The following is a 25751-nucleotide window of genomic DNA, read 5'->3' as shown; positions in this document are numbered from 1 at the left end:
CGCCTTACAAAACTGTAAAGCGTATATTGCAAGAACGGACTGACCGCTACAAGTCGGAACTGACCGACTCAGGCTCTAGTTACACGCTTGGCAACAAGACATTAACAGAGTGCGAATTAGTCCTTGACTATGTTTGAATACATTTTAAGGAACAGTTTGGGTGAGTGGATCAAGCAGAATTAGTTGCTGCTGATGTTCTTCACGAATCATCCAGCGTCCCAAAAAAGTATTAAATAAAATGGCCAACAGAACACCAATGATGGTGCTGCCAATCAAGTTATTGATGAGCATGAAATTTTGGAATTCCGCACTGGTAAACGTATAGGGCTGAAAAACGGGCGCATAGGGGATAATATTGCGCAAGGTCAGCAAAGAACCACCGTAAAATACCACCAAGCAGGGAATGGTGCCCCAAAAGATAATGCTGCGTTTAAACAACAATAAGCCTGTAAAAATGGAGCCAATGGTAAATACGCCTGTGAGTACCGTCATTTGACCCAGAAAATAGCCAATACTCATGAGTGAGCTGCTATAAAAGCCTAAACACAGAATTGGAAAATAATAGAGTGTGGTCTGATTTTCAGGAATACGATAGCTGATGACATATAAAGACCAAGGCAATCAGCAAATACAATATTAAACAACCCAATACCCATGGCAGCATGTATGGGGTAAACAGGGGTTGGCTTTGACTGAGCCAAAGTACCACTAAAAAGAGTAAATGAAAGAAAAAAACCAAGCCACTGACGACACGTGATTTTTGGATGTTATTTAAACTGAGGAGATTTTTATACCCTTGAAAAAATAAAAAATTTTTAGCTTTAATAAAGTCGTCATTGTAGAGCTTTCTGGCATAGGCAAGTCCAAACTCTTATTTATTGTCTAATCTAAGCATAATTCAAATAAGTTGAGACAGAAATCATAAAAAATGCCAGTTATCATGTTTTTTTATGATTTTTTCTACTTAGCCTAATATGTAGTCATCCGTCCCAAATCATGTTTAAGTGAGTGAATGAGCCACAAGCAGAGCATGACTCTGCTTGTTGTGCTATTCGTTAGGTCTTAACCTGTATTGCGTAAGCCTGCTGCAATCCCTGCAATACTCACCATGAGGGCATGATCGACAGGGGTATGTTCGGCATGCTGTTCTGCCAAATACAAACGACGACGTTTCATCAATTCTGCCTGTAGCAAATGCAGTGGCAATAAATAAGGTTTACGCACCCGCATCGATTGATCTAGCACATCATTGCTGCTGAGCAATTGCGATTCACCTTTAAGGGTCAGTAAAGTCGTCACAGCATCACGCAGACGTTGACGGAGTTGCTCACCCAGTTGTTTTAAGTCTTCGTCATCGGTCAGGTTAGATTCGTAGTACAGGGCAATATTGCTGTCGGCTTTAGACAACACCATTTCCAGCATATCAATCAAAGTCTGGAAATACGGCCAATCGCTGAGCATTTCATCCAAAGTGGCTTTTTGTCCCTGATCGAGCGTTTGGTTAATTGCTGCGCCTGTCCCTAACCAAGCAGGCAGCATCAAACGGATTTGTGTCCATGCAAATACCCATGGAATGGCACGTAAGGATTCAATTCCACCGCTCACTTTACGTTTCGCGGGACGTGAACCGAGTGGCAACATTTGCAATTCCAGCTCTGGCGTGACAGTGCGTAAATATTTCACAAAATGCGGATTTTCACGCACGGTTTGACGATAGACCTGCACCGAAAGTTCGGTCATGTTATCCATCAGCTCGCGCCATTCTGCTTTCGGCACAGGTGGTGGCATCAGCGTCGCTTCTAAGGTTGCAGCGGTATAGACTTCCAGATTTTGTAAGGCAACCCCTTCAAGCCCAAATTTAAAGCGAATCATTTCACCTTGTTCGGTGACGCGAATTGCACCTGAAATAGACCCTGGAGGTTGTGAGAACAATGCTTGTTGCGTTGGCGCACCGCCACGGCTGATGGAACCACCACGACCATGGAATAAAGTCAGCTGCACAGCATGTTGCTGCGCTACCGCAGTCAGTTCTTCCTGCGCGCGGTACTGTGCCCAGTTGGCAGACATGAAACCTGCATCTTTGGCGGAGTCTGAGTAGCCAATCATCACCTCATGTTTGCCCTGAATATGCTGCTTGTACCAATGCATATTAAATAGGGTATTCATGGTCTGAGCAGCCCCATCCAAGTCTTTCAGGGTTTCAAACAGTGGCACCACACGTAAAGGATGCTGAATGCCTGCTTCTTTTTGCAACAATAATACCGCCAACACATCACTTGGATATTCCGCCATGGAAATAATATAAGCCCCCAAACTTTCCTGCGGCTGTGCAGCCAGAGTGCGCATGGTGGCAAATACTTCTTGCACATCGGGATGTTGAATCAGGCTTTGTGCAGGTTCCTGCATGAATTTTGGCAATAACGGACGTTTACTTTGTAGCTCTTGAAGCAAGAAGTTCTGACGCGCTTGTTCAGTCCAAGTTTCAAAATTGCCCAAACCTAAATATTCGGTAATGGCAGAAATGGCTTGACGATGACGTCCCGATTCTTGGCGAATATCCAGTTTTAGTAATTCAATGCCGAAACAATTCACACGATGAATTAAATCCAACAATTTGCCGTTCGCAATGTCTGATAATTGGCAAGCCGTCAGCGAGCGATAACACAGCAATAAAGGCTGTAACAGTTCGTCTTTGCTTTTGATGACCAAACTGTCATCTGCATCTTTGCCTTGCAGTTTCGCTGCTAACCAGTCGCGGGTGGCTTTTAGGCGTTCGCGGGTGTCGCGTAAATATTCACGGTACGGCTCGGCATGGAAATGTCCCAAAGCATCTGCCAATTCTGGGCTGCATTGCTGAATGGAAAGTTCCCAACGCAGGTTTTCAATATCACGTAAATACAGTTCTGCTGCTTTCCAGCGTGACAGCCACAGCACTTCTTGAGTAACTTTATGAGTGACATTCGGGTTACCATCGCGGTCACCGCCCATCCAAGAGGCGAAACGCACAGGCGCAACACTCAGCGGCAGGCTTTGCCCACAATGTTCCTGCACAATGCTGTCTAACTCACGCATGAATTTAGGCACCGCATTCCACAAGGTTTGTTCGATGGTGGTAAAGCCCCATTTGGCTTCATCGACAGGGGTTGGGCGATGTTGGCGAATTTCATCGGTTTGCCAAGCCGAGCTGATCAGCTGTTTTAAATCTGCCAAAACTGCCTGACGTTCACGTGGTGTCAGTTTTTGCTGATCCATTTTAAACAAGCAGTCATTAATATCGTCATATTTTTGAATGAGGGTACGACGGCTGACTTCAGTCGGATGCGCAGTTAAAACCAACTCAATTTTTAGCTCGCAGACTTGTTGAAAGAGTGTTTCTGCAGAAATTTGGTTGTCTTTAAACTTGATAAATAAGTGATCTAGCGGGTTTGGAGAAACGCCATTTTCATCAAATTCGCTTTGGCGACGGCTCCGCACCACATGATATTGCTCAGCGATGTTGGCAAAATTCAAAAAGTGGGTAAAGGCACGGGTGAGCGGTAAGATTTCGTCATCTTCCAGACTTAAAAACAGTTGTTCGAGTTGTTTTTCAGCTTCGGCTTGTCCATCGCGCGCGCCTTTAGATAAAGCACGAATTTGTTCGACCTGATTAAACAAATCTTGTCCTGCGTGTAACTTGAGGGTTTCACCCAATAAGTTGCCAAGTAAGCGTACGTCATCGCGTAGAGGAGCATCAATTTGTTGAATCATTCGTTGTTCTCCATGTTCTGTGTTTTTCTACTCTGTTAAGACTATACCCCGATTTAGATACAATCCAAGCGGGCTATCTACAAAAGTTGCATGGATTTTGCGCATCTGAAGTTATAGTGCCAAGTGGCAGTATTTAGGAGAGAAATACAGGACGGAGATATGAGTCAGTTGATCATTCGTATATGTGTAAGGTGAGAGTTAGATTTCGCATGATGAGGCTGCAAAATTAGCTTGCTCAGCCATAACGCAGCATAAAAATACCAATCGCATCTTCAATAATCTTTTGAGATTGTGCAGCATCGGGCACGGCACGTACACCGAGTAAAACTTCATGGTGACGTAAACCATGCAGTAAGGAAACGATCAATTCAGTTTGCGTTTTTGGTTCATCGGCCTGAATAAACTGCAATTCTACTGCTTGGCGAAAGAAGCTTTCCCACATCGCGCGAAGTTTGGCATGTGAGGCATTGTAAAACTGCAATGCCAACGGATTTTGCTCCGAGGCCAGTTCCATCAGCAAATGTTCTAATTTAATCGCTTCAGGCATATTGACCAAGTTCAAGGACAGTTTACAGGCTTGGTATAAGGCCTGCTTAAAATTGCTATGTGCAGTCAAGTCCAAAGGTTGTGCTTTGAGCAGACTTTCACAGGTTTCTTCAATGGCACAGGAAAATAACGTGGCTTTGTCTTGAAAGTGGTTATATACCGTTAATTTGGTCACGCCTGCTTCACGTGCAATCTGATTCATACTAGAACCATGAAAGCCCAACTTTAAAAACAAGTGTTTTGCCGACATTAAAATGCGTTGGCGTTTTTCTAAATCTTTTGGTCGTCCGACATGAATCTGCACACGCTCATCCTAATTTGCATCAGTACAACTGGAAAATGACGCTTCAGTTTTAATTAATGTACCCAGTGGTATATTAATTAAAAAATAATCAATTTAATATAGGGGTTTGCACGCACTTCATAAATGGCTTGCGCTGTAGGCTAAAACTGAGCAGATCAGGCATGAAACGCAGGGAATAGCGAGACTATTACCAAGTTTCATAACGCAATCTGAGAAAGTTTTAGCCACAGTCCTTTGGAACAAGCATATTTTTTACTGCTATTACGTTATGAGTCAGTTACTTAGAATGACTAAGTTTCCTGCCTCATGCCTTATATCAGCTAAAAATATGCGCTGTCGCAAACATAGACGAAGTGTCAGCAAACCCTACCGTATTCTGCCCTAAAAAAAACGTTTAAATAAGAGCAAACCTGATGAACACGACTCAGAATCTCATTGCCAGCCTGATGCTGCTGTGCTGTATCACCCTAATTGGATGCAGTAAGCAAAAAACCGAGGTTGAACAGGAAGTCCCTTTGGTGATGGTGACCCAGCCCAGCAGTTTACATCTTGAGCAAAAAAGCTATGCAGGCGAGGTGCAAGCACGTCAGCAAACGGCTTTGGCATTTCGGGTTGCAGGGCAAGTTACACAGCGTTTTGCCGATGTGGGAGATCAGGTCAAAGTTGGGCAAGTCTTAGCAAAACTGGATGTGCAAGATGCCGCATTGCAGCTCAATGCCGCGCGTGCGCAACTGGAAAGTGCGCAATCTGCTGCAAAAGTTGCTAGCGATGAGTTACAGCGTTTTCAGCAATTATTACCCATGAATGCAGTCAGCCGCTCGCAATATGATGCAGTCAAAAACCAGTATCAACATGCCATGGCGCAGTTGAAACAGGCGCAGTCCAATTATGCGGTTAGCAGTAATCAAACCGACTATAACCAGTTACGTGCCACAAAAAATGGTGTGATTACTGAACGCAATATTGAAGTTGGGCAGGTTTTAGCGGCAGGGCAGGTCGCTTATCAATTGGCGATTGATGGGGAGCGTGAAGTCGTGATTGGCGTGCCTGAACAAGCGGTGAGTGAAATTCGGGTCGGGCAAGAGGCAACGGTAAGCTTATGGTCACAACCCGATACCCGTTTTGCAGGTACGGTTCGAGAAATTTCCCCTGCGGCAGATCAGTCGCGTACTTTTAAAGTCAAAGTGGCTTTACGCGAAGGCAATGCACAGATTCAATTGGGGCAAAGTGCGCGAGTATTTTTGACCCGCCAAGCCAATCAGGGCTTATATGTGCCTTTATCTAGTGTGTCGGCAACAGGGCAACAAGCCTTTGTTTTGGTCTTACAGCCCGACTCAACTGTGCGCCAAGTTCCTGTTACATTGGGCGCTTATGGACGTGACAGCGTACCTGTACTGAGTGGCTTACAGCCGCAAGATTATGTGGTGATGGGAGGCGTACATTTACTGCGTGATCGTCAAAAAATCCGCCCAATTAACCGTGACAATCAATCTGTACAGGCAGTCAATGCAACAGCTCAGGCAGCTCCTGCGGCCACACAGACGGAGCGTTAAAATATGAATTTTAACTTATCCGAATGGGCATTAAAAAATAAGGGTTTAGTGGTCTACTTGATGCTGTTGTTGGGCATTGTTGGTATTTTTTCTTACTCTAAACTGGCACAAAGTGAAGATCCGCCGTTTACCTTTAAAGTGATGGTGATTCAAACCTATTGGCCAGGAGCGAGTGCCAAAGAGGTTTCCTTACAAGTCACTGACCGTATTGAAAAAGAATTGATGAGCACGGGCGATTATGAACGCATCATGGCCTATTCGCGTCCGGGCGAGTCCATGGTGACTTTTATTGCCAAAGATTCTATGCGCTCCAGCCAAATTCCAGATGTTTGGTACAAGGTGCGTAAAAAGGTCAATGACATTCGCCATGAACTGCCACAAGGGGTACAAGGCCCATTTTTTAATGATGAGTTTGGCGACACTTTTGGCAATATTTATGTGCTGACAGGCGCAGACTATGACTACGCCACCCTCAAAGAATATGCCGACCGTTTGCAGCTACAATTACAGCGGGTCAAAGATGTAGCCAAAGTTAATTTGGTGGGTTTACAAGATCAAAAAATATGGATTGAGTTATCTAACACCAAAGCCGCGCAACTCGGTATTCCTGTTACCGCGATTCAGCAAGCCTTACAACAACAAAACAGCATGGCAAGCGCAGGTTTTTTTGAAACCCATTCAGACCGTATTCAGGTACGTGTCAGCGGTGCGTTGCACAGTGTTGATGAGCTGAAACAAATGCCGCTGTTGGTAAATGGCACCACCATTCAACTGGGCGATGTTGCCGAAGTCTATCGCGGGTTTAGCGAACCTGCCCAACCACGTATGCGCTTTATGGGCGAAAACGGCATTGGCATTGCGGTGTCGATGCGTAAAGGCGGTGATATTCTGGCTTTGGGTGAAAATCTGGAAACAGAATTTGCCCGTTTGCAAAAGACCTTGCCTTTGGGCATGCAACTGCAAAAAGTTTCTGATCAGCCTGTTGCGGTAAAACACAGCGTCAATGAATTTATGAAAGTCTTGGCTGAGGCGGTGATTATCGTGCTTTTGGTCAGCTTCTTTTCATTGGGTTTTCGTACTGGCTTGGTGGTGGCATTTTCTATTCCACTGGTTTTGGCGATGACTTTTGCAGGTATGCATTTGTTTGATGTCGGGCTGCACAAAATTTCACTCGGTGCGCTTATTTTAGCCCTCGGATTGTTGGTGGATGACGCCATTATCGCCATTGAAATGATGGCAATTAAGATGGAGCAGGGCTATAGCCGCTTGCAAGCCGCAGGTCATGCGTGGCGAACGACTGCTTTCCCTATGCTGACTGGGACATTGATTACCGCAGCAGGTTTTTTACCCATTGCCACGGCAGCCTCAAGTACAGGGGAATATACCCGTTCAATTTTCCAAGTGGTGACTATTGCTTTGGTGGTGTCATGGTTTGCTGCCGTGCTGTTTGTACCCTATCTGGGCGATAAATTATTGCCAGATTTTCAGCGCCATGCACAGCGAGCGCCGTGGTATCAACGTCTTTGGGCGCGTGTACGCAAACAAGCTGAACCGCAGCCTGTGCTACAGCACGCAGGTGAATTACACGACCCATATCAAACCCGCTTTTATCAAGTGTTTCGTGGATGGGTTAATACTTGTGTGCGCTATCGAAAAACCGTCATTGCAATCACAGTTGGCATATTTGTACTGTCAATTGCGATGTTTAAATTGGTACCACAGCAATTTTTCCCACCTTCCAATCGGGCAGAAATTTTAGTCGATTTAAAACTTGAAGAAGGTGCGTCTTTAACAGCCACAGAAGCAGCCGTTAAAAAAGTTGAAAAGTTCTTGGCGCAACAACAAGGCATCGACAATTATGTAGCCTATGTTGGCACAGGTTCGCCGCGTTTCTATTTGCCTTTAGATCAGCAATTACCGCAGGCCAGTTTTGCCCAATTTGTGGTATTGGCATCGTCTTTAGAAGACCGCAATGAAATTCGCCGTAATTTATCTGAACAAATTCGCTTGTTATTGCCAGAGGTGCGTACTCGCGTGTCATTATTGGAAAATGGCCCACCAGTGGGTTATCCATTGCAATTCCGCGTGTCAGGAGAAGACTTGGCACAAGTGCGACAATGGGCACAGCAAGTCGCAGCCACCATCAGTGCCAATCCAAACAGTACCAATGTGCATTTAGATTGGGGTGAGCCGAGCAAAGTCATTCAATTGCAGATTGATCAAGACCGTGCCCGTCAAATGGGGGTGTCGAGTCTGGATTTAGCTAACTTCCTTAATAGCTCTATCAGTGGCGCGGCTATTAACCAGTATCGTGAAAAACGTGAACTGATTGAAATCCGTTTACGTGGTGATCAAACCGAGCGCCTAGATGTCGCATCTTTAAGCAGTTTGGCTATACCGACTTCACGTGGAACATCGGTGCCGTTGGCGCAAATTGCACAAATTGAATACCGTTTTGAAGAAGGCTTAATTTGGCATCGTAACCGCTTGCCGACCATTACCGTACGTGGTGATATTCGTAGCAATTTGCAACCTGCAACAGTGGTGGCAGAACTGTCTGAACCGATGGCGGCCCTGCGTGAAAAGTTGCCAAGTGGCTATTTAATTGAAGTGGGTGGCACGGTTGAAGAATCGGCACGTGGGCAAAAGTCAGTCAATGCAGGCATGCCATTTTTCCTTGCAGTGGTGATGACCTTGTTAATGATTCAGCTGCGTAGCATGTCTCGTGCGTTCATTGTATTTTTGACTGCGCCGCTTGGCATTATTGGTGTGGTATTGTTCCTGTTGCTGTTTAACAAACCCTTTGGTTTTGTGGCGATGCTTGGCACGATTGCCTTATCTGGCATGATCATGCGCAATTCCTTGATTTTAATTGATCAGATTGAGCAGGATATTCGGGCTGGGGAATCGCAGTGGGACGCGATTATTAACGCTACGGTGCGCCGTTGTCGTCCAATTGTACTGACCGCTTTGGCGGCAGTATTGGCCATGATTCCACTTTCTCGCAGTATTTTCTTTGGCCCGATGGCTGTGGCGATTATGGGCGGATTAATTGTCGCGACCCTATTAACCCTGTTCTTTTTACCTGCATTATATGCACAGTGGTTTAAAGTGAAAAAAAATCCACATAATCTGTAAAAGTGACATAATAACGGGTGCGAAACTTGGAAAATTTCAATATAGTAGCACCTTATATTTTTCAGCCTTTGCATACGTTACAGCATGCGCCAGATTAAAAAATAAAGCATGGCACAGATGGGGTTAAATCACATTATGAAGCAAGATAACTTGTTAAAGTTTCGCCGTTCCGTTGCGATCTCTTACGTGTTTATGTTTTTTGCTTTATTTACTGTGGTGAGTGGTGCATTGGCGTATTGGTATGCACGAAAAGTGATTGTGGTCGATAGCACTGAAGTCTGGTTACAGGCACAGGCTTTATGGATCATGCGTAATGTGGTGATTTACAGTGTATTGGCATTGTTTGCTGCATTGTGGTTTATTCCATTGGCCTTCTTTCCTTGGGATGCCTTTTTATGGGTCAAAGCCTGCACCGTAGCAGGTGTGGTCTTTGCCGTGATTGCCTTCTTATTTTTAATCAATGCTTGGATTAAAGGGCTATCCAAATTTTTGAAAAATAAAGCTGTGTTCTAATGGCTTGAACTTCATCTAAAGCACTTCAGCTAAAATTTTTAACAGCTTTCCCTTGTAAAACTCAGTTTGACCCCAATTTCAGACTTCAGTTAAGTTTTAAATAGAATTCCGTGAGGAGCATCGCCAGACATGGCTAAACGTGATTATTATGAGGTTTTGGGCGTCTCTAAAACCGCTAGTGATGATGAAATTAAAAAAGCCTACCGTAAGTTGGCGATGAAATATCATCCAGACCGTAACCCGGACAATCCTGAAGCTGAAGAGAAGTTTAAAGAAGCTTCAGAAGCGTATGAAGTTCTGTCAGACAGCGAAAAACGCAGCATGTACGACCGTATGGGCCATCAAGCCTTTGAAGGTGGTATGGGCGGTGGTGCTGGCGGCTTCGGTGGTTTCAGTGCGGAAGATATTTTCAGCCAGTTTGGAGATATTTTCGGTGGAGCCTTTGGTGGGGGGGGGCGTGGCCAGCAACGTCAACGCCGTGGTTCAGACTTACGCTATGTGATGGAATTGACGCTTGAAGAAGCAGTCAAAGGCGTTAAGAAAACCATCACCTTTACAGCACCTGCGCCATGTGAAGCTTGTGATGGTAAAGGCTCGGAAAATCCAAATGATGTTGAAACCTGTCCAACCTGTCATGGTGCGGGTCAAGTACGCATGCAGCAAGGTTTCTTCTCGGTACAGCAAACCTGTAGTACCTGTCGTGGTCAGGGCAAAATCATCAAGAACCCATGTAAAAAATGTCATGGTTCGGGTGTGTCAGATCGTCAGCAAACCCTTGAGGTGACCATTCCTGCTGGCGTGGACAATGGCGACCGCGTACGCTTAACAGGTAAAGGTGAAGCCATTCGTGATGGTCAATCGGGAGATTTATACGTAGAAGTAGTGGTGCGCGAGCATGAAATCTTCCAGCGTGATGGTGCTGATCTGTATATGGATGTGCCTGTTAGCATTGCCGATGCTGCTTTAGGTAAGGAAATTGAAATTCCTACTCTAGATGGTCGCGTGAGTCTGAAAGTGCCTGAGGGAACACAGACGGGTAAATTATTCCGTTTGCGTGGTAAAGGGGTAAAACCTGTGCGTAGCAGTATGCAGGGCGATTTACTCTGCCGTATTGTGGTGGAAACACCTGTGAATTTAACTGCACGTCAGCGTGAATTGTTAAAAGAGTTGCAGACGACGATGGAAGGTGAGGGCAGTCAGTCATCACCAAAGAAAAAGTCTTTCTTTGATCGTTTGTTTGATTAAGGAAACCTAGGTTAGGTATGTCAAAGCACGACCTTATCTAAACTCAAAAATAAAGGCGATCTTGAAGATCGCCTTTGTTGTATCTGCTGTACGCTTATTCGACTTCAGGTACATCAATCTCTAAAACATCCACCATTTCAGTCGTTGCTGTTTTAACGACAGTTTGTGGTTGAACGGTTGCAACAACCACATTTTCCGTTGGTGCTGTTTCTTCTAGTTCAGGTGCATCGACTTCAACAGCAAGAGGTTCTTGTAGCGTCACGCTAATACGGACTTTAGACAGGCTTTCTAGTGTATCGCCTGCTTGAATTGCTGGTTCTGCCAAAACGTGTCCTGCGGTCATGCTGAGCAGTAATGCTGCGACCATTTTCTTTGTATGCATGTAAATCCCCTTTCATTTTTACAATTGTTCTCATGCGTGCAGGCTAGTCTGCGCATACAAGTTTGCAAATTTGTGAAATAAAAATAAAAAATGAGTATTTTGAGATAAATTTTTAGCACCGCTTTGATAAAAGTTTGCCTGAGATATTTAAAGTGATCATCAGCAGCCCAGTCACAGTTGCTTTCCGATAAAAATAAACCCAGAAACTTGGCTGACAAACTTAGTCTAGGCAGCGAGTTTTGATATAGTAAGCACAATTTAGAATCTATTTTAGGAATATGCTATGTCAGCAACTCCACGCATTGGTGTATTAGGCGCAGGCGGCCGCATGGGACGCATCTTAATTCAAGCCGTTCAAGAAGTAGGCTACCAATTGGCAGCTGCAGTCGAACGCCCAGAAAGCAGTCTCTTGGGGGCAGATGCGGGAGAGCTGGCAGGTGTGGGTACACTCGGTGTGAAAGTCGTGGGTAGCCTAGAACAAGTATTAGCTGACTGTGATGTCGTAATCGACTTTACCGCACCAGTTGCTACTGCACAGCACTTAAAGCTTTGTCGTGAAGCAGGCGTGGCGATTGTGATTGGCACCACAGGCATGAATGATGAACAAAAAGCACTCTTAGAAGAATCGGCTCAACAGACGCCTGTGGTATATGCCGCCAACTATTCAGTAGGGGTAAACGTATCTATTAAACTGCTGGAATTGGCAGCCAAAGTCTTTGGTGATAGTGTGGATATTGAAGTGATTGAAGCGCATCATCGTCATAAAGTCGATGCACCATCAGGCACGGCATTGATGATGGGCGAGGCCATTGCAGCAACCTTAGGTCGTGATTTAAAACAAGACGCTGTTTACTGCCGCGAAGGACACACAGGGCCACGTGAGCGTAAAAGTATTGGTTTCCAAACCATTCGTGGTGGCGACATTGTGGGTGAACATACTGCGATGTTTATTGCCGATGGCGAGCGTGTGGAAATTACCCACAAAGCCACCAACCGCATGAACTTTGCTGCAGGTGCCGTGCGTGCTGCAGCGTGGGTGGTGGGACGTGAAGCCCGTAAATACGACATGAAAGATGTACTAGGCTTTAACGATATTCAAGTTTAAATCGCCTCTGATGATAAAATAATAAAAACTGCTTGAACAAATCGTGATCTGCAGTTAAAACTAGGGTCTGATGTCATGGATGATAACGCATCAGACCCCACATAAAACTAAAATAAGATGCACAAGATAATGAAAAAAATTCTGCCAATTCTTGGCATGATCGCCTGTAGCTGTATCACGCATGCGCAAAGCCTTGAACATGCCAAACTCAGTATTCATAAAAACAATATTAAAGTCTGGACCTATCAACAGCAGTCTAGTCCTGTATTTTTATACAAGGCAGAAACTACCTTTAATGTGCCTTTAGAAAAAGCAGCGGCTTTAATTTTAGATGTCGATCATGCCGTGAAATGGGTGCCTTATGTGGGCAGTGTCAAAGTTTTGTCACGTGATGACCAAAAAGGTGAGTTCTTGCTGTATATGGTGCTGGATTTTCCTTTTCCGCTAAAAGATCGTGATTTAGTGGTCAAAGGTAAAATGAGTAAAGATGCACAAGGTATTATCAGTATTCAAAATAAAGCCATTGAGGGGGGCTATCCCTTGAACCCAGATTATGTGCGTATTCAAGATTACGAAGGCGACTGGACCTTTCAGAAATTGGGCAATCAGAAAGTAAAGGTCAGTACCTATGGCTATGCCAACCCTGAAGGTGCCATTCCTTTAAGCTTTGTGAATATGTTTGTGCAGCAACAACCGTATCAAATGCTGCAAAAGATGAAAATTGAATTGGGTAAAAACCGTAATTATAAGGGATTGCCTGAAATTTTACGTTAAGTTTAGCCTGTGTGGGCTTTAGAGCATGATGCAAAATAAAATGGATGAAATCGGTGTCGATCTCATCCATGATGTATTTTCGGTCTAGCTTATAGACTTAATAAGAAAACAGCCCTTTTTCTAAAGGAAATTCAATGCCAATCGATGCACCACCATCATTGCCATGGACATCTGAATCGCTAATCCAGCCATTCAGTTTAAGTGGAATATCTGGACGTAAATAGTGTGTCCAAGTCAAATCCAAAGCTTTTAAATGATCTTTTTCTGGGAAAGCTTTATTGGTTTCGCCTCTCGCTCGTCGATTAGCCGCCTGATCAAATTTGGCAAACAGCATACGTGCATTCACGCGGTTCATACGATCAAAACGAATATCACCACCGACTGAAATCATTTGTCCATCACCACCCATAGCATGTGCTAAAGGATAGCCATGCTGATAGAAACCGTCAGTATAATTGGTATGGTTATAAGTGATGCCTAATGCTTTACCGTTAGTACGGGTATCTGCCCATTCGGTATAGAGTTGGAACGGCATATCTTGATAGCTTGATGAATAGTCTAAGCCAGCCAGATACATTTTTTTAGCAGGTAAGCCACCTGCTTCGTCTTCACCTGCAAATTGTGCATAGATTCCCATTGGAACTTGTACTAAGGGTTGTAGGTTCAAACGCGCATCAAAGCCTGCAATTTGGTTAGATGGGTCGGGTTCGCCTGTGCCGCCGTTGTCTTTATTACCAACAAAAGCATCCCAAAGTGAGTTCAAGCTTTCTGGACGATCTTCACCCCCCCATTGAAAGGCACGTGAAGCACCCAATTCCAAATAAGGCAGCGGTTGTGCAGTGACACGTAAACCAATCAATTTGGCATCGGGTACAGCATCATAATCATGCAACTGACTTGCAAAGGCCTGATATTGCCATGGGCCAATCCATGACAACCATTTGTTGCTGAAGGCTTGTTGTTCGGCACGCTGCATGGTTACGCCGTAAACTGGGCGGCTAGCATCGCCACGAATTAAACTGCCGTCATGTGCAGGCCCCCAGTAGGTTGGAATTTGCCCAGCAATGAGCCATTGATTCCAAAGCTTGGCTGCAATATAGGAACCTTCAACATTGACATCTTGACCGTTATCAATTTGTGGGTCTTTTTCTGCATTGACCCTAATTTTAGCATCCCAGTTTTGATTGCCTGCATTGAGTTCCAAACCTGCTTGATATTGTGCTTTTTGTTGGTCGCCAAAGGCCTGTGGAATATTCTTTTGATCTGTTTCTGCAAAAAGCGAGGCTTTGAGTAGTTGGTTATTGGCATTTAAATGTGCCACCACTGCATCTATGACTTTTTGTTGATTGTTGTTGCTGACATTGGCTTGAGAAAGTGCACGTTGAATTTCATCACCACTCATAGGCCAAGTTGACGTACTAATTTGAATGACGCCTTGCTGATTTAGCCAGTTTAAATCGGTACGTAAGTTTTGGTCATTTAAGACAATGCCTTGGGCAAAGGTTAAGGATGAGCTTAATGCCAGTGTCGCCAACAGCGCTTTGGGTGGAAACATTCTTATATATTCTCAGCGTTTATAAACTGTAACCAAGATAGGTTTTTGAGTGGATTTTTGCAATGTGAATTGTTGAGTATTGTTGTAAATTTCAGAAGAAAGTTCTTCTGTAAACGGTGGAGGCTAGCACTAGTAAGGGCTTTGTAATAAATGCTCCCACCCTTTTTAAAGGGAGGCTAGGAGGGATTATCAGCGTGTTGACTTAAAATCACATTTTCAATCGTTTGGACGACTGCATCGAGTTCATGCAAAATTTGTAAATTGTTAAATCTTAACACCGTTAAATTTAACTGTGTTAAAGCCTGATCACGTAATAAATCATACTTTAAGCCTTTTTCGTTCAAATGTTGGCTGCCATCGCATTCAATAATTAAACTTGCCGCAGGACAGTAAAAATCTACAATAAAATTCAGAATAGGCTTTTGCCGGTAAAACTGTAAGCCCAAGAGTTGTTTTTGACGCAGTCGTAACCAGAGTTTTTGTTCTGCTTCGGTCATATTGTTTCTTAACTGTCGTGCGTTATATTTTAAATTTTTGTTATAGGGTTGCATGGTTTTTTATTCTTTGTTTTTAAAAGTGGTTTATTTTTAATTAGCTTTCTTGCGACATACATAGCTCATCTTTTTAGATTTTTTTAATCCCCCTCCTTGCGCCATATATGGCTCACCTTTGATAAAGGGGGAGGTTAGCACGAGCATATAGCTCATCTTTGACAAAGGGGGAGAAGCACAAGTGGAACTTTGTAATAGAGTTCCTCCCTGAGCAAGAGTTTAAGCACAGCTTTAAACTCTTGCGTAAGAAAGGGAGGTTAGGAGGGATTTTAACGTTGGTGGCTTTTGCTATATATAGCTCACCTTTGACTAAGGGGAAAGCCTAGCACCAGCAAAAAGGGTAGATTGAATAAATCAATCCTCATCCTTATTGGCTTTATAGGCATAAGCATAGTTATAACCATAGCCATAACCATAGCCACCCGCTTCACGTTGAATATCATTCAAAATAAAGCCGTTGACTTTCACGCCAGCTTGTTCAAAGCGGTTGACAGTCAGTTCAAGCTCTTTCATTTGAGTCTTGGCATAACGTGCCACCACCAAATTCACACCCGCATATTGTGAAATAATAATCCCATCGGTGACCGCAAGAACTGGTGGGGTATCAATCAGAATATGGTCAAACTGACTCGACAAGTGCGTGAGCATGTCTGCAAATTTTTGTGTACTTAATAGCTCTGAAGGGTTAGATGGGCTTTTACCACGGCTGATGATGCTTAAGTTTTCAACTTCAGTACTGCGTACAATACTGCCTAACTCTTGCTGACCATTCAGGTATTCGGTTAAGCCAGGCTTAGGGTCGTAATTAAAGTATTTGTGCATATAGCCACGACGTAAATCGGCGTCAATCAATAATACGCGCTTATCACTTTGCGCCAAAATGGTGGCTAGGTTAGTTGAAATAAACGATTTACCCAACTCTGGCGCAGGGCCAGAAATCATAATGATATTATTTTTGGCACTGCTTAAGGCAAAGTGAATGGCAGTACGCATGCTGCGCAGGCTTTCAATCGCAATATCATCACTGTGTTTCACCGCAAGAATAGGAATATGCTTTTTCTTTTTCAGAATTTTAATACGGCTTTCTTGCACAGGTGAACGTGGCACAGTGGCATAAACAGGTAAATCCAGTTCATTTTCAATCTGATTCGAGTCTTTAATACCTGAGCGCAACATGTTACGCAGTAAGGCCAACAATGTGCCCAGAAAACCACCCAAGAAAACCGACAAAATCAGAATTTGTAATTTCTTTGGTTTAATTGGCTCAATCGGCTCTACCGCAGTATCGACAATACGCACATTACCAATTTCACCTGCTTTAGCAATCCGCAGTTGTTGGTAAGAGTTAAGCAAGCCTGTATACAGCTGTTGTTTGACTTCTACTTCACGGAACAGTTGTAAATATTGGCGTTGTAATTCTGGCAAGCGTTTGAGCGTGCCGTCTAACTCTGCAATGCGTTTGTTAATTGCCCCCAGTTGCGCATTCATTTGCTGCATCACAGGGTGTTCGTTGGTGTACTTGGCAGCAGCTTCAGCCACTTGTTGCTCTAACTGCGCTTTTTGGGTTTCCAAAGTAATACTTTGGGTTAAATATAACTCAGATTCTTTGGTCACATCGACTGTATTAAATTGTTGGCGGAAACGGTTAAATTCACGTTCTGCCACATCTAATTGTTGTTTCAGTTCTGGGAGTTGGTCTTCCAAAAACTTTAAGGTCTGTGCTGTTTCTGCACTACGACGCTCAATATTTTGTTGGCTATACGCTGCTAAAATGGCATTCAGTACTTGGGTAATGTGTTGTTTGTCTGACCCTTGGTAATTCAGCCCCAACACGCCTGTTAACTTACCTTTTTCTGCTACTGAATAGTTGCCAGTTAAGCTTTTCATCGCAGCAGGCAGGCTTTGCTTTCGGATGTTATAGGCAGCGTTAAAGCTGTCTTGACTAAAAATTGCGACTTTCCACAGCCCAAATTCAGACTGTAATTGACTGACTTGGTTTAAAGGTGCAGAAAAAACCACCTGTTCGGTTGCTGCATCGGTTAGGCTGTATTTGCCTTGTGCAAATTTTAAAATTAAGTTTTTATCTTGAAAATATTGCGGGATATCGAACTGGCGAATATCAAAACTTTTTTGATTGTCTTTAAATAGCACTGACTGAGATGAATATTCACTGTCATATTCATGCTTGGCAATTAAACGATTCCAAAAACTGTCTTCTGTACCTGAAACGCGAATATTTAAATTCAGATGATCAATCACGCTGCCCAACACCAAACGTGATTTTAAAATTTCAATTTCAGCTTGTGCAGGCGATTTCTGCTCAATCATATTGGACAGATCACCCAATAACGCTGCAGAGGCCCCTTTGCTGTCTTCGACCTGTACCAAAGCATCTACTGCATAGGTGTCTGGCGTGGTTCTTAAATACAGTAAAGCGCAGACGATACTGAATAGAACGCAAAGGGTAATCATTTTCCATTGTGCGATTAAGGAAAAAAATAATTCCTTTAAATCAATGGTATCTTCGGTGTTGGCGGTTTGGCTCATAGTTTAAATATCAAAAAAGTAGAATTTTAAAAAAGCTAGAATATCAAGAAGCTAGATATATTTTTTCCAGTCGGCAATGTAGGTTTGAATCAACTGACAGGTTTCATCAAATACGGCCTGATCGTGCTGATATGGGTCAGCAACATTTTTACTTTGCCAGTGCCCCAATCTAAAAGTTTTGCCTTTAGCAAATGGCCAAGTTTGTTCCACATGCTTTTGTTGATTTTGGCTCATCACCAAAATCAGGTCAGCTTTTTTAATTAAGTCTGCATTAAGTTTTTTTGCCACGTGTGGACTCATGTCGATGCCATGACGTTGCATGCATAAACGGGCTTTGTCATCGGCTGCATGGCCCACCAAGCCTGAAATACCTGCAGATTCAATATGTAAGTGTGGATATTGCTGCTTTAAAAAATATTCTGCCATGGGGCTACGGCAAATATTACCAATACACACCACCAAAATGTGATTAATTTTCATTAGTTCCCCAAACGATCTAGGTTATATAAAGCATTTGAGAATGGAATAATTTGGTTAACCACACGTTGCCAGCGTGCCAAGCCTGAAGCATCGACATAGACAATATCATTGCTGCGCATTTTAAACTGATTGGCTAGGCCAAAGTCGGCAATGCTGGTTAAATCCATGTGATAGACCTCGGTATGTGCCGCATTGGGCTGGCTACGCACCACATAAATTTTACTGCGGCTGGCAGACAGTGGGTTTAAGCCTAGGCTTTCACCTAATACATCGCTTAAGCTCATGCCTTGATCACGCATAGGGAGCGATTGATTTTTACCCGATTCACCCATCACATAAATTTTTTGGTTTTCACGGTTGTTGACATACAAGGTGTCATTCGGCTGAATGAGTAAGTTGTGCAATGACAAGCCTGCTTTTTCCAACTCTACGGTATTGAGTTGATAGCTACGCCCCTGACGGACTAAAGTCATAGAAGCATTGTCACCTTGTTGGGCATTGACACCACCCGCCAGACCTAAAGCGGTATAGACACTGGTCGGCTGGTCACTTAAATAGAACTGCCCACCGTTCATTACATTGCCTTGTACCGAGTATCGCTGCCCTTGGTAAGACAAGACTCGTACAATCACATCAGGGGTTTTTAAATAACGTGCCAATTGACCGCGCAACTCACGATTCACTTGCGCTAAAGATTTACCTGCAGCTTTATAACGCCCGATAATAGGAAACTGAATATAACCCTGTGAGTCAATTTGATAACCATTTGACTCAACGGCTTTTTCGTTACTAATGGTATTGGTCGGTGGTGTAATTTCAGGATATGCCCATAAATAAATAGAGAGAATATCGCCTGAACTTAAAGTGTATTGACGCTGTGGTGTATGAAATAAATGCGCATAGTCTTGTTGAATATTGTGAACTGCAGGCTGCACCGCAAGCATTGAGTCTTGCGTGAGTTTAATCACATTGACAGCTGTGCCCAAGTCGGTGGTATAAACCCCTTCACGAGGTAGGTCATAGGTTTGTAAACCAGAAGTGACAGCGCATCCTGTAGTGGCAATGCCACATGCCAATAAAACAGCCAATTGAAAGTGTCGCACGCGAGATTCCATTATTAAATTTTTTAAAATCGTTTTGAGTAAATTACTGTCATTTTACCGAACTTGTAAAATAGGTACATAGCAATTTGTATTCAATTTGCATATTTGTCAGAAGCATCAAGTAAAAAATGATAGTAAGTAAAAATTAGATCGTTATTCTAAATAAAAAGGTGAATATTCACCAAAACTATACACTGTGATCTATTTTAAGTAATTTGAGCACAAATCATAATAGAAATTTCATAAATTTCTGCTAGTATTCCTGCCGAAAGACTCTTTTTCATATAATACAGATATAAATTTATAGGCGCTAAAATGCTACAACTCTCTGAGCTAAAAATTGCCGTTATTGGTTTAGGCTATGTTGGTTTACCCTTGGCAGTTGAATTCGGGAAAAAAATGCCAGTGGTGGGTTTTGATATTCATCAAAAACGCATACAAGAATTACAAAGTGGGCAAGATCACACTTTAGAAGTATCTCCAGAGGAACTAAAACAAGCGATACAATTGACCTATTCGGCCAATTTAGATGACTTAAAAAGCTGTAATTTTTTCATTGTAACTGTGCCAACGCCTGTAGATGAAGTGAACCGCCCTGATTTAACTCCTTTAAGAAAAGCCAGTGAAACATTGGGTAAAGTGTTAAATCGTGGTGATGTCGTGGTGTATGAGTCTACGGTATACCCAGGGGCTACAGAGGAAGTGTGTATTCCAGTATTGGAACAAGTGTCTGGTTTAAAGTTTAATCAGGATTTTTTTGCAGGTTATAGTCCAGAGCGTATTAACCCAGGCGATAAAGTCAATACCCTGACTAAAATTAAAAAAATTACCAGTGGTAGTACCCCAGAAATTGCCACACTTGTAGATCAAGTCTATGCCAGCATTATTACTGCGGGTACACATAAAGCATCGAGTATTAAAGTAGCGGAAGCAGCAAAAGTTATTGAAAATACTCAGCGTGATTTAAATATTGCCTTGGTGAATGAGCTTTCAGTAATTTTCTCTCGTATTGGTATTGATACTTTAGATGTGCTGGAAGCTGCAGGCAGTAAGTGGAACTTTTTGCCTTTCCGTCCTGGCTTAGTCGGAGGGCATTGTATTGGGGTTGATCCGTACTATTTAACCCATAAAGCAGAAGAAGTTGGTTATCATCCACAAGTGATTTTGGCAGGCCGTCGTATTAACGACAACATGGCGCGTTATGTGGCACGTGCCACCATTAAAAAAATGGTGAAAAATAATATTGATGTAACCAAAGCCACTGTTGGTATTTTAGGTATCACTTTTAAAGAAAACTGCCCAGATATTCGTAACAGTAAAATTGTAGATGTAATTAAAGAGTTCGATCAATGGGGCATTAAGGTTGCAGTGTGTGACCCTTGGGCCGATGCCGAAGAAGTCAAACATGAATATGGAATTGACTTAGTTCAGGTAGATGCTGAACACCCAGTGGACAGTTTAGTCGTTGCTGTGGGACATCATGAGTTTCGTGCTTTGAGTCCTGAACAGTTACGTGCCTATGTTAAAGCCGAACAACCTGTATTGACCGATGTAAAAAGCTTGTTTAACCGTGATGAAATGACAGCACAAGGTTTTACCGTATTCCGTTTATAAGATTCACCCAAAATAGATTGTAGTAAAAATATGAAAAAATTTGCCCTGATTGGTGCAGCAGGTTATATCGCACCACGTCATTTAAAAGCAATTAAAGAAACAGGCAACACTTTGGCTGTAGCAATGGATGTCAACGATTCTGTTGGTATTATGGACAGTCATTTTCCTGAAGCTGAGTTTTTTACCGAATTTGAAGAATTTGAAGCCTATGTAGAGGATCGAAAACTTAAAGGTGAAAAGCTGGATTATGTTGCAATTTGCTCACCCAACTATTTACATGCACCTCATATGAAATATGCCTTAAAAAATGGCATAGATGTGATTTGTGAAAAACCACTGGTGTTGAATTCAGAAGATTTAAACCTTTTGTCTGAATATGAAAAACAATATGGTGCCAAAGTAAACTCGATTTTACAGTTGCGTTTACACCCTTCAATTATTGCATTGCGCGATAAAGTTCAGGCTGCACCTGCAGGTAAGATTTTCGATGTGGATTTAACTTATTTAACCTCTCGTGGTAAGTGGTATTTAAAATCATGGAAAGGGGTAGATAATAAATCGGGTGGCGTAGCAACCAATATCGGTGTGCACTTTTATGACATGCTGCATTTTATTTTTGGCAAAATTGTGAAAAATGAAGTGCATTATCGTGATGAAAAAACAGCATCGGGTTATTTAGAGTATGAGCGTGCGCGTGTACGTTGGTTCTTGTCGATTGATGCCAAAAATTTACCAGAAAATGCAGTTCAAGGTGAGAAATTAACTTACCGTAGTATCACCATTGAAAACGAAGAGCTTGAATTTTCAGGCGGCTTCACTGACTTACATACCCAAAGTTACCAGCGTATTTTAGAAGGTAAGGGTTATGGTGTTGAAGAAAATCGTGCCGCAATTGAAACTGTAGAAGTAATACGTGTTACACCAGTGGTTGAACATCCTGAAAATCCACATCCTTTACTTGCTAAGGTGAAGTCAGCATGAGTTTTTATCAACATGAAACAGCGATTGTTGATGAGGGTGCGCAAATAGGAAGCGATTCGCGAGTTTGGCATTTTGTTCACGTATGTGGCGGTGCCAAAATCGGTCAAGGCGTATCTTTAGGACAAAACGTATTCGTTGGCAATAAAGTCATTATTGGCGACCATTGTAAAGTTCAAAATAACGTGTCGGTATACGATAACGTGACCTTGGAAGAAGGTGTATTTTGCGGACCAAGCATGGTTTTCACCAATGTGTATAACCCACGCTCTTTAATTGAACGTAAAGACCAATATCGCAATACTTTGGTTAAAAAGGGTGCAACATTAGGTGCGAACTGTACGATTGTTTGTGGTGTAACGATTGGTGAATACTCGTTTGTCGGTGCTGGTGCAGTAATTAATAAAGACGTACCGGCGTATGCATTGATGGTAGGTGTTCCAGCAAAACAAATTGGTTGGATGAGTGAGTTCGGTGAACAGTTAGATTTACCTTTAACCGGTAATGCAGAATCTGTGTGTTCACATACAGGTGCGATATACCGATTGTCTGGTAGCACTGTAATCAAAGAACAGGCATAAACATGATTGAATTTATTGATTTAAAAGCTCAGCAAGCTCGTTTAAAAGATAAGATTGAAGCGGGTATTCAAAATGTATTAACCCATGGTCAATACATTTTAGGTCCTGAGGTAAAAGAGTTAGAAGAAAAACTTGCTGCTTATGTAGGTGCAAAATACTGTATTACCTGTGCAAATGGTACCGACGCCTTGCAAATTGCCCAAATGGCATTTGGGATTGGTCCAGGTGATGAAGTGATTACGCCTGGGTTTACCTATATTGCCACTGCTGAGACAGTTGCAATATTGGGTGCGACGCCTGTCTATGTGGATGTTAATCCTAAAACATATAATCTGGATGTAGAAAAACTCGAAGCTGCTATTACACCACGCACTAAAGCCATTATTCCTGTCAGCTTATATGGTCAGTGTGCTGACTTTGATGCCATTAATGCCATTGCAGCCAAATATAATCTTCCTGTGATTGAGGATGCTGCACAAAGTTTTGGTGCAACCTATAAGGGTCGTAAAAGCTGTAATTTGAGTACAGTGGCTTGTACCAGCTTTTTCCCAAGTAAGCCTTTAGGTTGTTATGGAGATGGTGGAGCGATCTTTACCAATGATGAAGAACTGGCAAAAGTGATCCGTCAAATTGCCCGTCATGGACAAGACCGTCGTTATCATCACATTCGTGTGGGGGTGAACAGTCGTTTAGATACCTTACAAGCTGCTATTTTATTGCCAAAATTAGAAATTTTGGATGATGAAATGCAGGCACGCCAGCGTGTAGCTGAAACTTATACAAAGTTATTCAATGAAGCCGGTATTTTAACAACTCCATTTATTGAAGCGCATAACCAAAGTGCGTGGGCACAATATACGATTCAGGTGGATAATCGGAGTGAAGTTCAGGAAAAATTGAAAGCTCAAGGGATTCCAACTGCTGTGCATTACCCGATTCCACTGAATAAGCAGCCTGCGGTTGCCAATGAAAATGCTATTTTATCTGTAGGTGATGCAATTGCTGAACGTGTAATGAGTTTGCCGATGCATCCTTATTTGACAGTTGAATCACAAGAAAAAATTGTTACAGCATTGTTGAGTAACTAAGTTGTGAAAAGCCTTCTTGATAGAGTTAATGCAAAGTTAAATGCACAAGGAGGCTTTTTGAAGGCCGTAGGACTCTTGGCAGGGAGCACGGCCTTCGCACAAGGTATTACTTTTTTAGCTCTACCCATATTGACTCGTTTATATAGTCCGAATGATTTTGCTCTATTTGCAATTTATACTGCTATTGTTGGAATGGGCTCAGTTGTTGCATGTCTTAGATTGGAAATAGCCATTTCATTACCAGAGAAAGATGAAGATGCGGCGAGTCTATTTGTTTTATCCTTAGTGTTTGCAACGCTTTTAACGATTATTTTTTCTTTAATATTAGTAATTTGGCCAAATGAATTAGTTAGCTTGTTTAGCGCGTCAGAACTATATAATTATTTATGGATGTTGCCATTAGGTATATGGTTAACAGCTGTATATTCAGCTGCCCAAAATTGGGCTACAAGAAAAAAATATTTCTCTTCTATTGCTCAAACTAAAATAATGCAGTCGACCATTGGTTCTGGTGTACAGATTGGTACTGGATTACTAGGTTTTACACCAATTGGCTTACTATTTGGCCAACTCTTTTTAAGTGGAGCAGGAATTTGGGGATTAATTAAAAAGGCGTGGCAAGAAGACAATAAAAAATTCCAGCTTGTAAGTTGGAAAAATATGAAAACTCAACTGAAAGAATATGAAAAATTTCCTAAATATTCAACGTTTGAGTCATTTGCAAATACAGCTGCAATTCAAATACCCTTAATATTAATTGCAGCCATGGCAATAGGCCCAGAAGTAGGTTATTTACTATTAGCATCAAAGGTAATGAGTGCGCCTTTGGGTTTAATTGGGCGAGCAATTTCTCAAGTTTATTTATCAAGAGCTGCTGAAGAATATCGTATTAATAATTTAGGTAACTTTACAGCGAATGTGGTATCAAGTCTTACCAAGATTGGAATAGGACCTTTAATATTTATAGGTTTTATTTCACCTGTGGTTTTTCCATTAATATTTGGTGAGGAATGGCAGAGGGCGGGAGAGTTGGTGCTGTGGATGATACCATGGATGGTATTGCAATTTATCGCTTCGCCAATTTCTATGTGTATGCATGTAAGGGGGTGGCAACGATCAATGTTAGTCCTAACTGTATTTGGACTAATACTACGTATAGGCGCCTTATATATTGCGTATAATATTGATCGTAACTCATTATCTGAATGGTATATTTTTTCTGGCGCAGTATTTTATTTGATTTGTAATATTGTATTTTTCAGATGTTCAGAAATTAATTTGCGTCATATATCTGACATATTCACTTCCACAATGCCAATAGTTGGTATATGGAGTCTCGCTGGTTTAATTATTTCTTTTATAATTGGGTATTTATGAGTATTAAGAAAACATTAAAAAGCATTTTTGGTATATTTAGGCCGTTATTAAATGCTTTTTTAAGTATTTTTTTTGATAAAAAATATCTAACTGGTCGACATTTCGATAAGGGCTTTAGTGGATATCGATGGTCCATACGAGCTATTTGGACCCGTAATATTCTAAGGTTAGCACCACCTTTGCCTTTTCCAGCAGGATTGAATGTAATAGTTTCAAATCCTAAGAATTTATCCTTTCATCCTGATGATTTAAATAATTTTCAATCTCCAGGTACGTATTTTCAGAATTTTAAAGGAAAAATTGAGATCGGGCATGGAACATATATTGCCCCTAATGTGGGAATAATTACAGCCAATCATGATTTTAATTCTTTGGATGGTCATACAGACGGTGAAAACGTAGTAATCGGTGATCAATCATGGATAGGTATGAATGTGGTGCTTTTGCCTGGAGTAGTTTTAGGACGAAAAACTATTGTTGCAGCAGGAGCTGTAGTTACAAAAAGTTATCCTGACGGAAATGTTGTTTTAGCAGGTATTCCAGCTAAGCCAATAAAAAATTTATAGGTTT

Annotated in this window: 21 protein-coding genes; 12 read left to right on the top strand and 9 right to left on the bottom strand. The window is 42.3% G+C overall.

Going from position 1 to position 25751, the window contains the following annotated elements; all coding sequences use genetic code 11:
* Positions 1-144: 144 nt before the first annotated feature.
* The 3 genes from FTU92_RS12590 to FTU92_RS12580 all read right to left on the bottom strand — a co-directional run bounded on the left by FTU92_RS12590 (position 145) and on the right by FTU92_RS12580 (position 4597).
* Entirely contained in the window at positions 145-621 is a 477-nt protein-coding gene (locus FTU92_RS12590; RefSeq protein WP_180009311.1) for a hypothetical protein, read from the bottom strand.
* A gap of 441 nt (positions 622-1062) precedes the next feature.
* Complete coding sequence (ppc, locus tag FTU92_RS12585; protein ID WP_179994297.1) at positions 1063-3747, bottom strand: phosphoenolpyruvate carboxylase; 2685 nt, start codon at positions 3745-3747, stop codon at positions 1063-1065.
* A gap of 235 nt (positions 3748-3982) precedes the next feature.
* Positions 3983-4597 carry a TetR/AcrR family transcriptional regulator gene (locus tag FTU92_RS12580; protein WP_019837343.1) on the bottom strand — a complete coding sequence of 205 codons (615 nt, stop codon included), beginning with the start codon at positions 4595-4597 and terminating at the stop codon, positions 3983-3985.
* A 413-nt stretch (positions 4598-5010) separates the two neighbouring features.
* Here FTU92_RS12580 and FTU92_RS12575 point away from each other — a divergent pair, with 413 nt between their 5' ends.
* The 4 genes from FTU92_RS12575 to dnaJ all read left to right on the top strand — a co-directional run bounded on the left by FTU92_RS12575 (position 5011) and on the right by dnaJ (position 11046).
* Complete coding sequence (locus tag FTU92_RS12575; RefSeq protein ID WP_180096393.1) at positions 5011-6150, top strand: efflux RND transporter periplasmic adaptor subunit; 1140 nt, start codon at positions 5011-5013, stop codon at positions 6148-6150.
* A gap of 3 nt (positions 6151-6153) precedes the next feature.
* Positions 6154-9288, top strand: a complete 3135-nt coding sequence (locus FTU92_RS12570; RefSeq protein WP_180096392.1) for an efflux RND transporter permease subunit — start codon at positions 6154-6156, stop codon at positions 9286-9288.
* 135 nt (positions 9289-9423) lie between these two features.
* Positions 9424-9801 carry a hypothetical protein gene (locus FTU92_RS12565; protein ID WP_167845637.1) on the top strand — a complete coding sequence of 126 codons (378 nt, stop codon included), beginning with the start codon at positions 9424-9426 and terminating at the stop codon, positions 9799-9801.
* 129 nt (positions 9802-9930) lie between these two features.
* Entirely contained in the window at positions 9931-11046 is a 1116-nt protein-coding gene (gene dnaJ, locus FTU92_RS12560) for a molecular chaperone DnaJ (protein ID WP_179990377.1), read from the top strand.
* A 94-nt stretch (positions 11047-11140) separates the two neighbouring features.
* Here the strand turns inward: dnaJ and FTU92_RS12555 are convergent, their stop codons facing one another.
* Positions 11141-11428, bottom strand: a complete 288-nt coding sequence (locus tag FTU92_RS12555) for a hypothetical protein (protein ID WP_180096391.1) — start codon at positions 11426-11428, stop codon at positions 11141-11143.
* Positions 11429-11711: 283 nt separating this feature from the next.
* Here FTU92_RS12555 and dapB point away from each other — a divergent pair, with 283 nt between their 5' ends.
* Both dapB and FTU92_RS12545 read left to right on the top strand, forming a co-directional pair.
* A complete protein-coding gene (gene dapB / locus FTU92_RS12550; RefSeq protein WP_180096390.1) occupies positions 11712-12533 on the top strand; it encodes a 4-hydroxy-tetrahydrodipicolinate reductase in 822 nt (273 codons plus the stop codon).
* 156 nt (positions 12534-12689) lie between these two features.
* Positions 12690-13307 (top strand): START domain-containing protein, encoded by a 618-nt coding sequence (locus tag FTU92_RS12545; RefSeq protein WP_373687296.1) that lies wholly within the window; start codon positions 12690-12692, stop codon positions 13305-13307.
* Positions 13308-13404: 97 nt separating this feature from the next.
* Here FTU92_RS12545 and FTU92_RS12540 read toward each other — a convergent pair whose 3' ends face one another.
* From FTU92_RS12540 to FTU92_RS12520, 5 genes are all read right to left on the bottom strand, one after another.
* Positions 13405-14862, bottom strand: a complete 1458-nt coding sequence (locus FTU92_RS12540) for a capsule assembly Wzi family protein (protein ID WP_180096388.1) — start codon at positions 14860-14862, stop codon at positions 13405-13407.
* Positions 14863-15038: 176 nt separating this feature from the next.
* Positions 15039-15413, bottom strand: coding sequence for an endonuclease domain-containing protein (locus FTU92_RS12535; RefSeq protein WP_136143550.1), 375 nt, complete (start codon positions 15411-15413; stop codon positions 15039-15041).
* Positions 15414-15767: 354 nt separating this feature from the next.
* On the bottom strand, positions 15768-17960 hold the full coding sequence (locus FTU92_RS12530) for a polysaccharide biosynthesis tyrosine autokinase (RefSeq protein WP_180096387.1): 2193 nt from the start codon (positions 17958-17960) through the stop codon (positions 15768-15770).
* Between the two features lie 51 nt (positions 17961-18011).
* The gene (locus tag FTU92_RS12525; RefSeq protein WP_180096385.1) at positions 18012-18440 is read right to left on the bottom strand and encodes a low molecular weight protein-tyrosine-phosphatase; all 429 of its coding nucleotides are present in this window, start codon (positions 18438-18440) and stop codon (positions 18012-18014) included.
* Positions 18440-19543: a polysaccharide biosynthesis/export family protein gene (locus FTU92_RS12520; protein WP_180096383.1), complete on the bottom strand. Its 1104-nt coding sequence runs from the start codon at positions 19541-19543 to the stop codon at positions 18440-18442. Before FTU92_RS12520 ends, FTU92_RS12525 begins: the two co-directional genes overlap by 1 nt.
* Before the next feature lie 315 nt (positions 19544-19858).
* Here FTU92_RS12520 and tviB point away from each other — a divergent pair, with 315 nt between their 5' ends.
* From tviB to FTU92_RS12490, 6 genes are read left to right on the top strand one after another with little or no spacing between them, the layout of a single operon-like run.
* Positions 19859-21157 carry a Vi polysaccharide biosynthesis UDP-N-acetylglucosamine C-6 dehydrogenase TviB gene (gene tviB, locus FTU92_RS12515; protein ID WP_180096381.1) on the top strand — a complete coding sequence of 433 codons (1299 nt, stop codon included), beginning with the start codon at positions 19859-19861 and terminating at the stop codon, positions 21155-21157.
* A 30-nt stretch (positions 21158-21187) separates the two neighbouring features.
* On the top strand, positions 21188-22138 hold the full coding sequence (locus FTU92_RS12510; protein WP_180096379.1) for a Gfo/Idh/MocA family protein: 951 nt from the start codon (positions 21188-21190) through the stop codon (positions 22136-22138).
* Positions 22135-22716, top strand: a complete 582-nt coding sequence (wbpD, locus tag FTU92_RS12505) for a UDP-2-acetamido-3-amino-2,3-dideoxy-D-glucuronate N-acetyltransferase (protein WP_180096378.1) — start codon at positions 22135-22137, stop codon at positions 22714-22716. The genes FTU92_RS12510 and wbpD overlap by 4 nt, the downstream gene beginning before the upstream one ends.
* Positions 22717-22718: 2 nt before the next feature.
* Positions 22719-23804, top strand: coding sequence for a DegT/DnrJ/EryC1/StrS aminotransferase family protein (locus tag FTU92_RS12500; protein ID WP_180096376.1), 1086 nt, complete (start codon positions 22719-22721; stop codon positions 23802-23804).
* Positions 23805-23807: 3 nt separating this feature from the next.
* Positions 23808-25181 (top strand): oligosaccharide flippase family protein, encoded by a 1374-nt coding sequence (locus FTU92_RS12495; RefSeq protein WP_180096374.1) that lies wholly within the window; start codon positions 23808-23810, stop codon positions 25179-25181.
* A complete protein-coding gene (locus tag FTU92_RS12490) occupies positions 25178-25747 on the top strand; it encodes an acyltransferase (protein WP_180096372.1) in 570 nt (189 codons plus the stop codon). The genes FTU92_RS12495 and FTU92_RS12490 overlap by 4 nt, the downstream gene beginning before the upstream one ends.
* The last annotated feature ends 4 nt before the right edge of the window (positions 25748-25751 follow it).

The organism is Acinetobacter sp. YH12205 (assembly GCF_013418125.1).
GTDB classification, from domain to species: domain Bacteria; phylum Pseudomonadota; class Gammaproteobacteria; order Pseudomonadales; family Moraxellaceae; genus Acinetobacter; species Acinetobacter towneri.
This window is presented reverse-complemented; position numbering and strand designations above follow the sequence as displayed.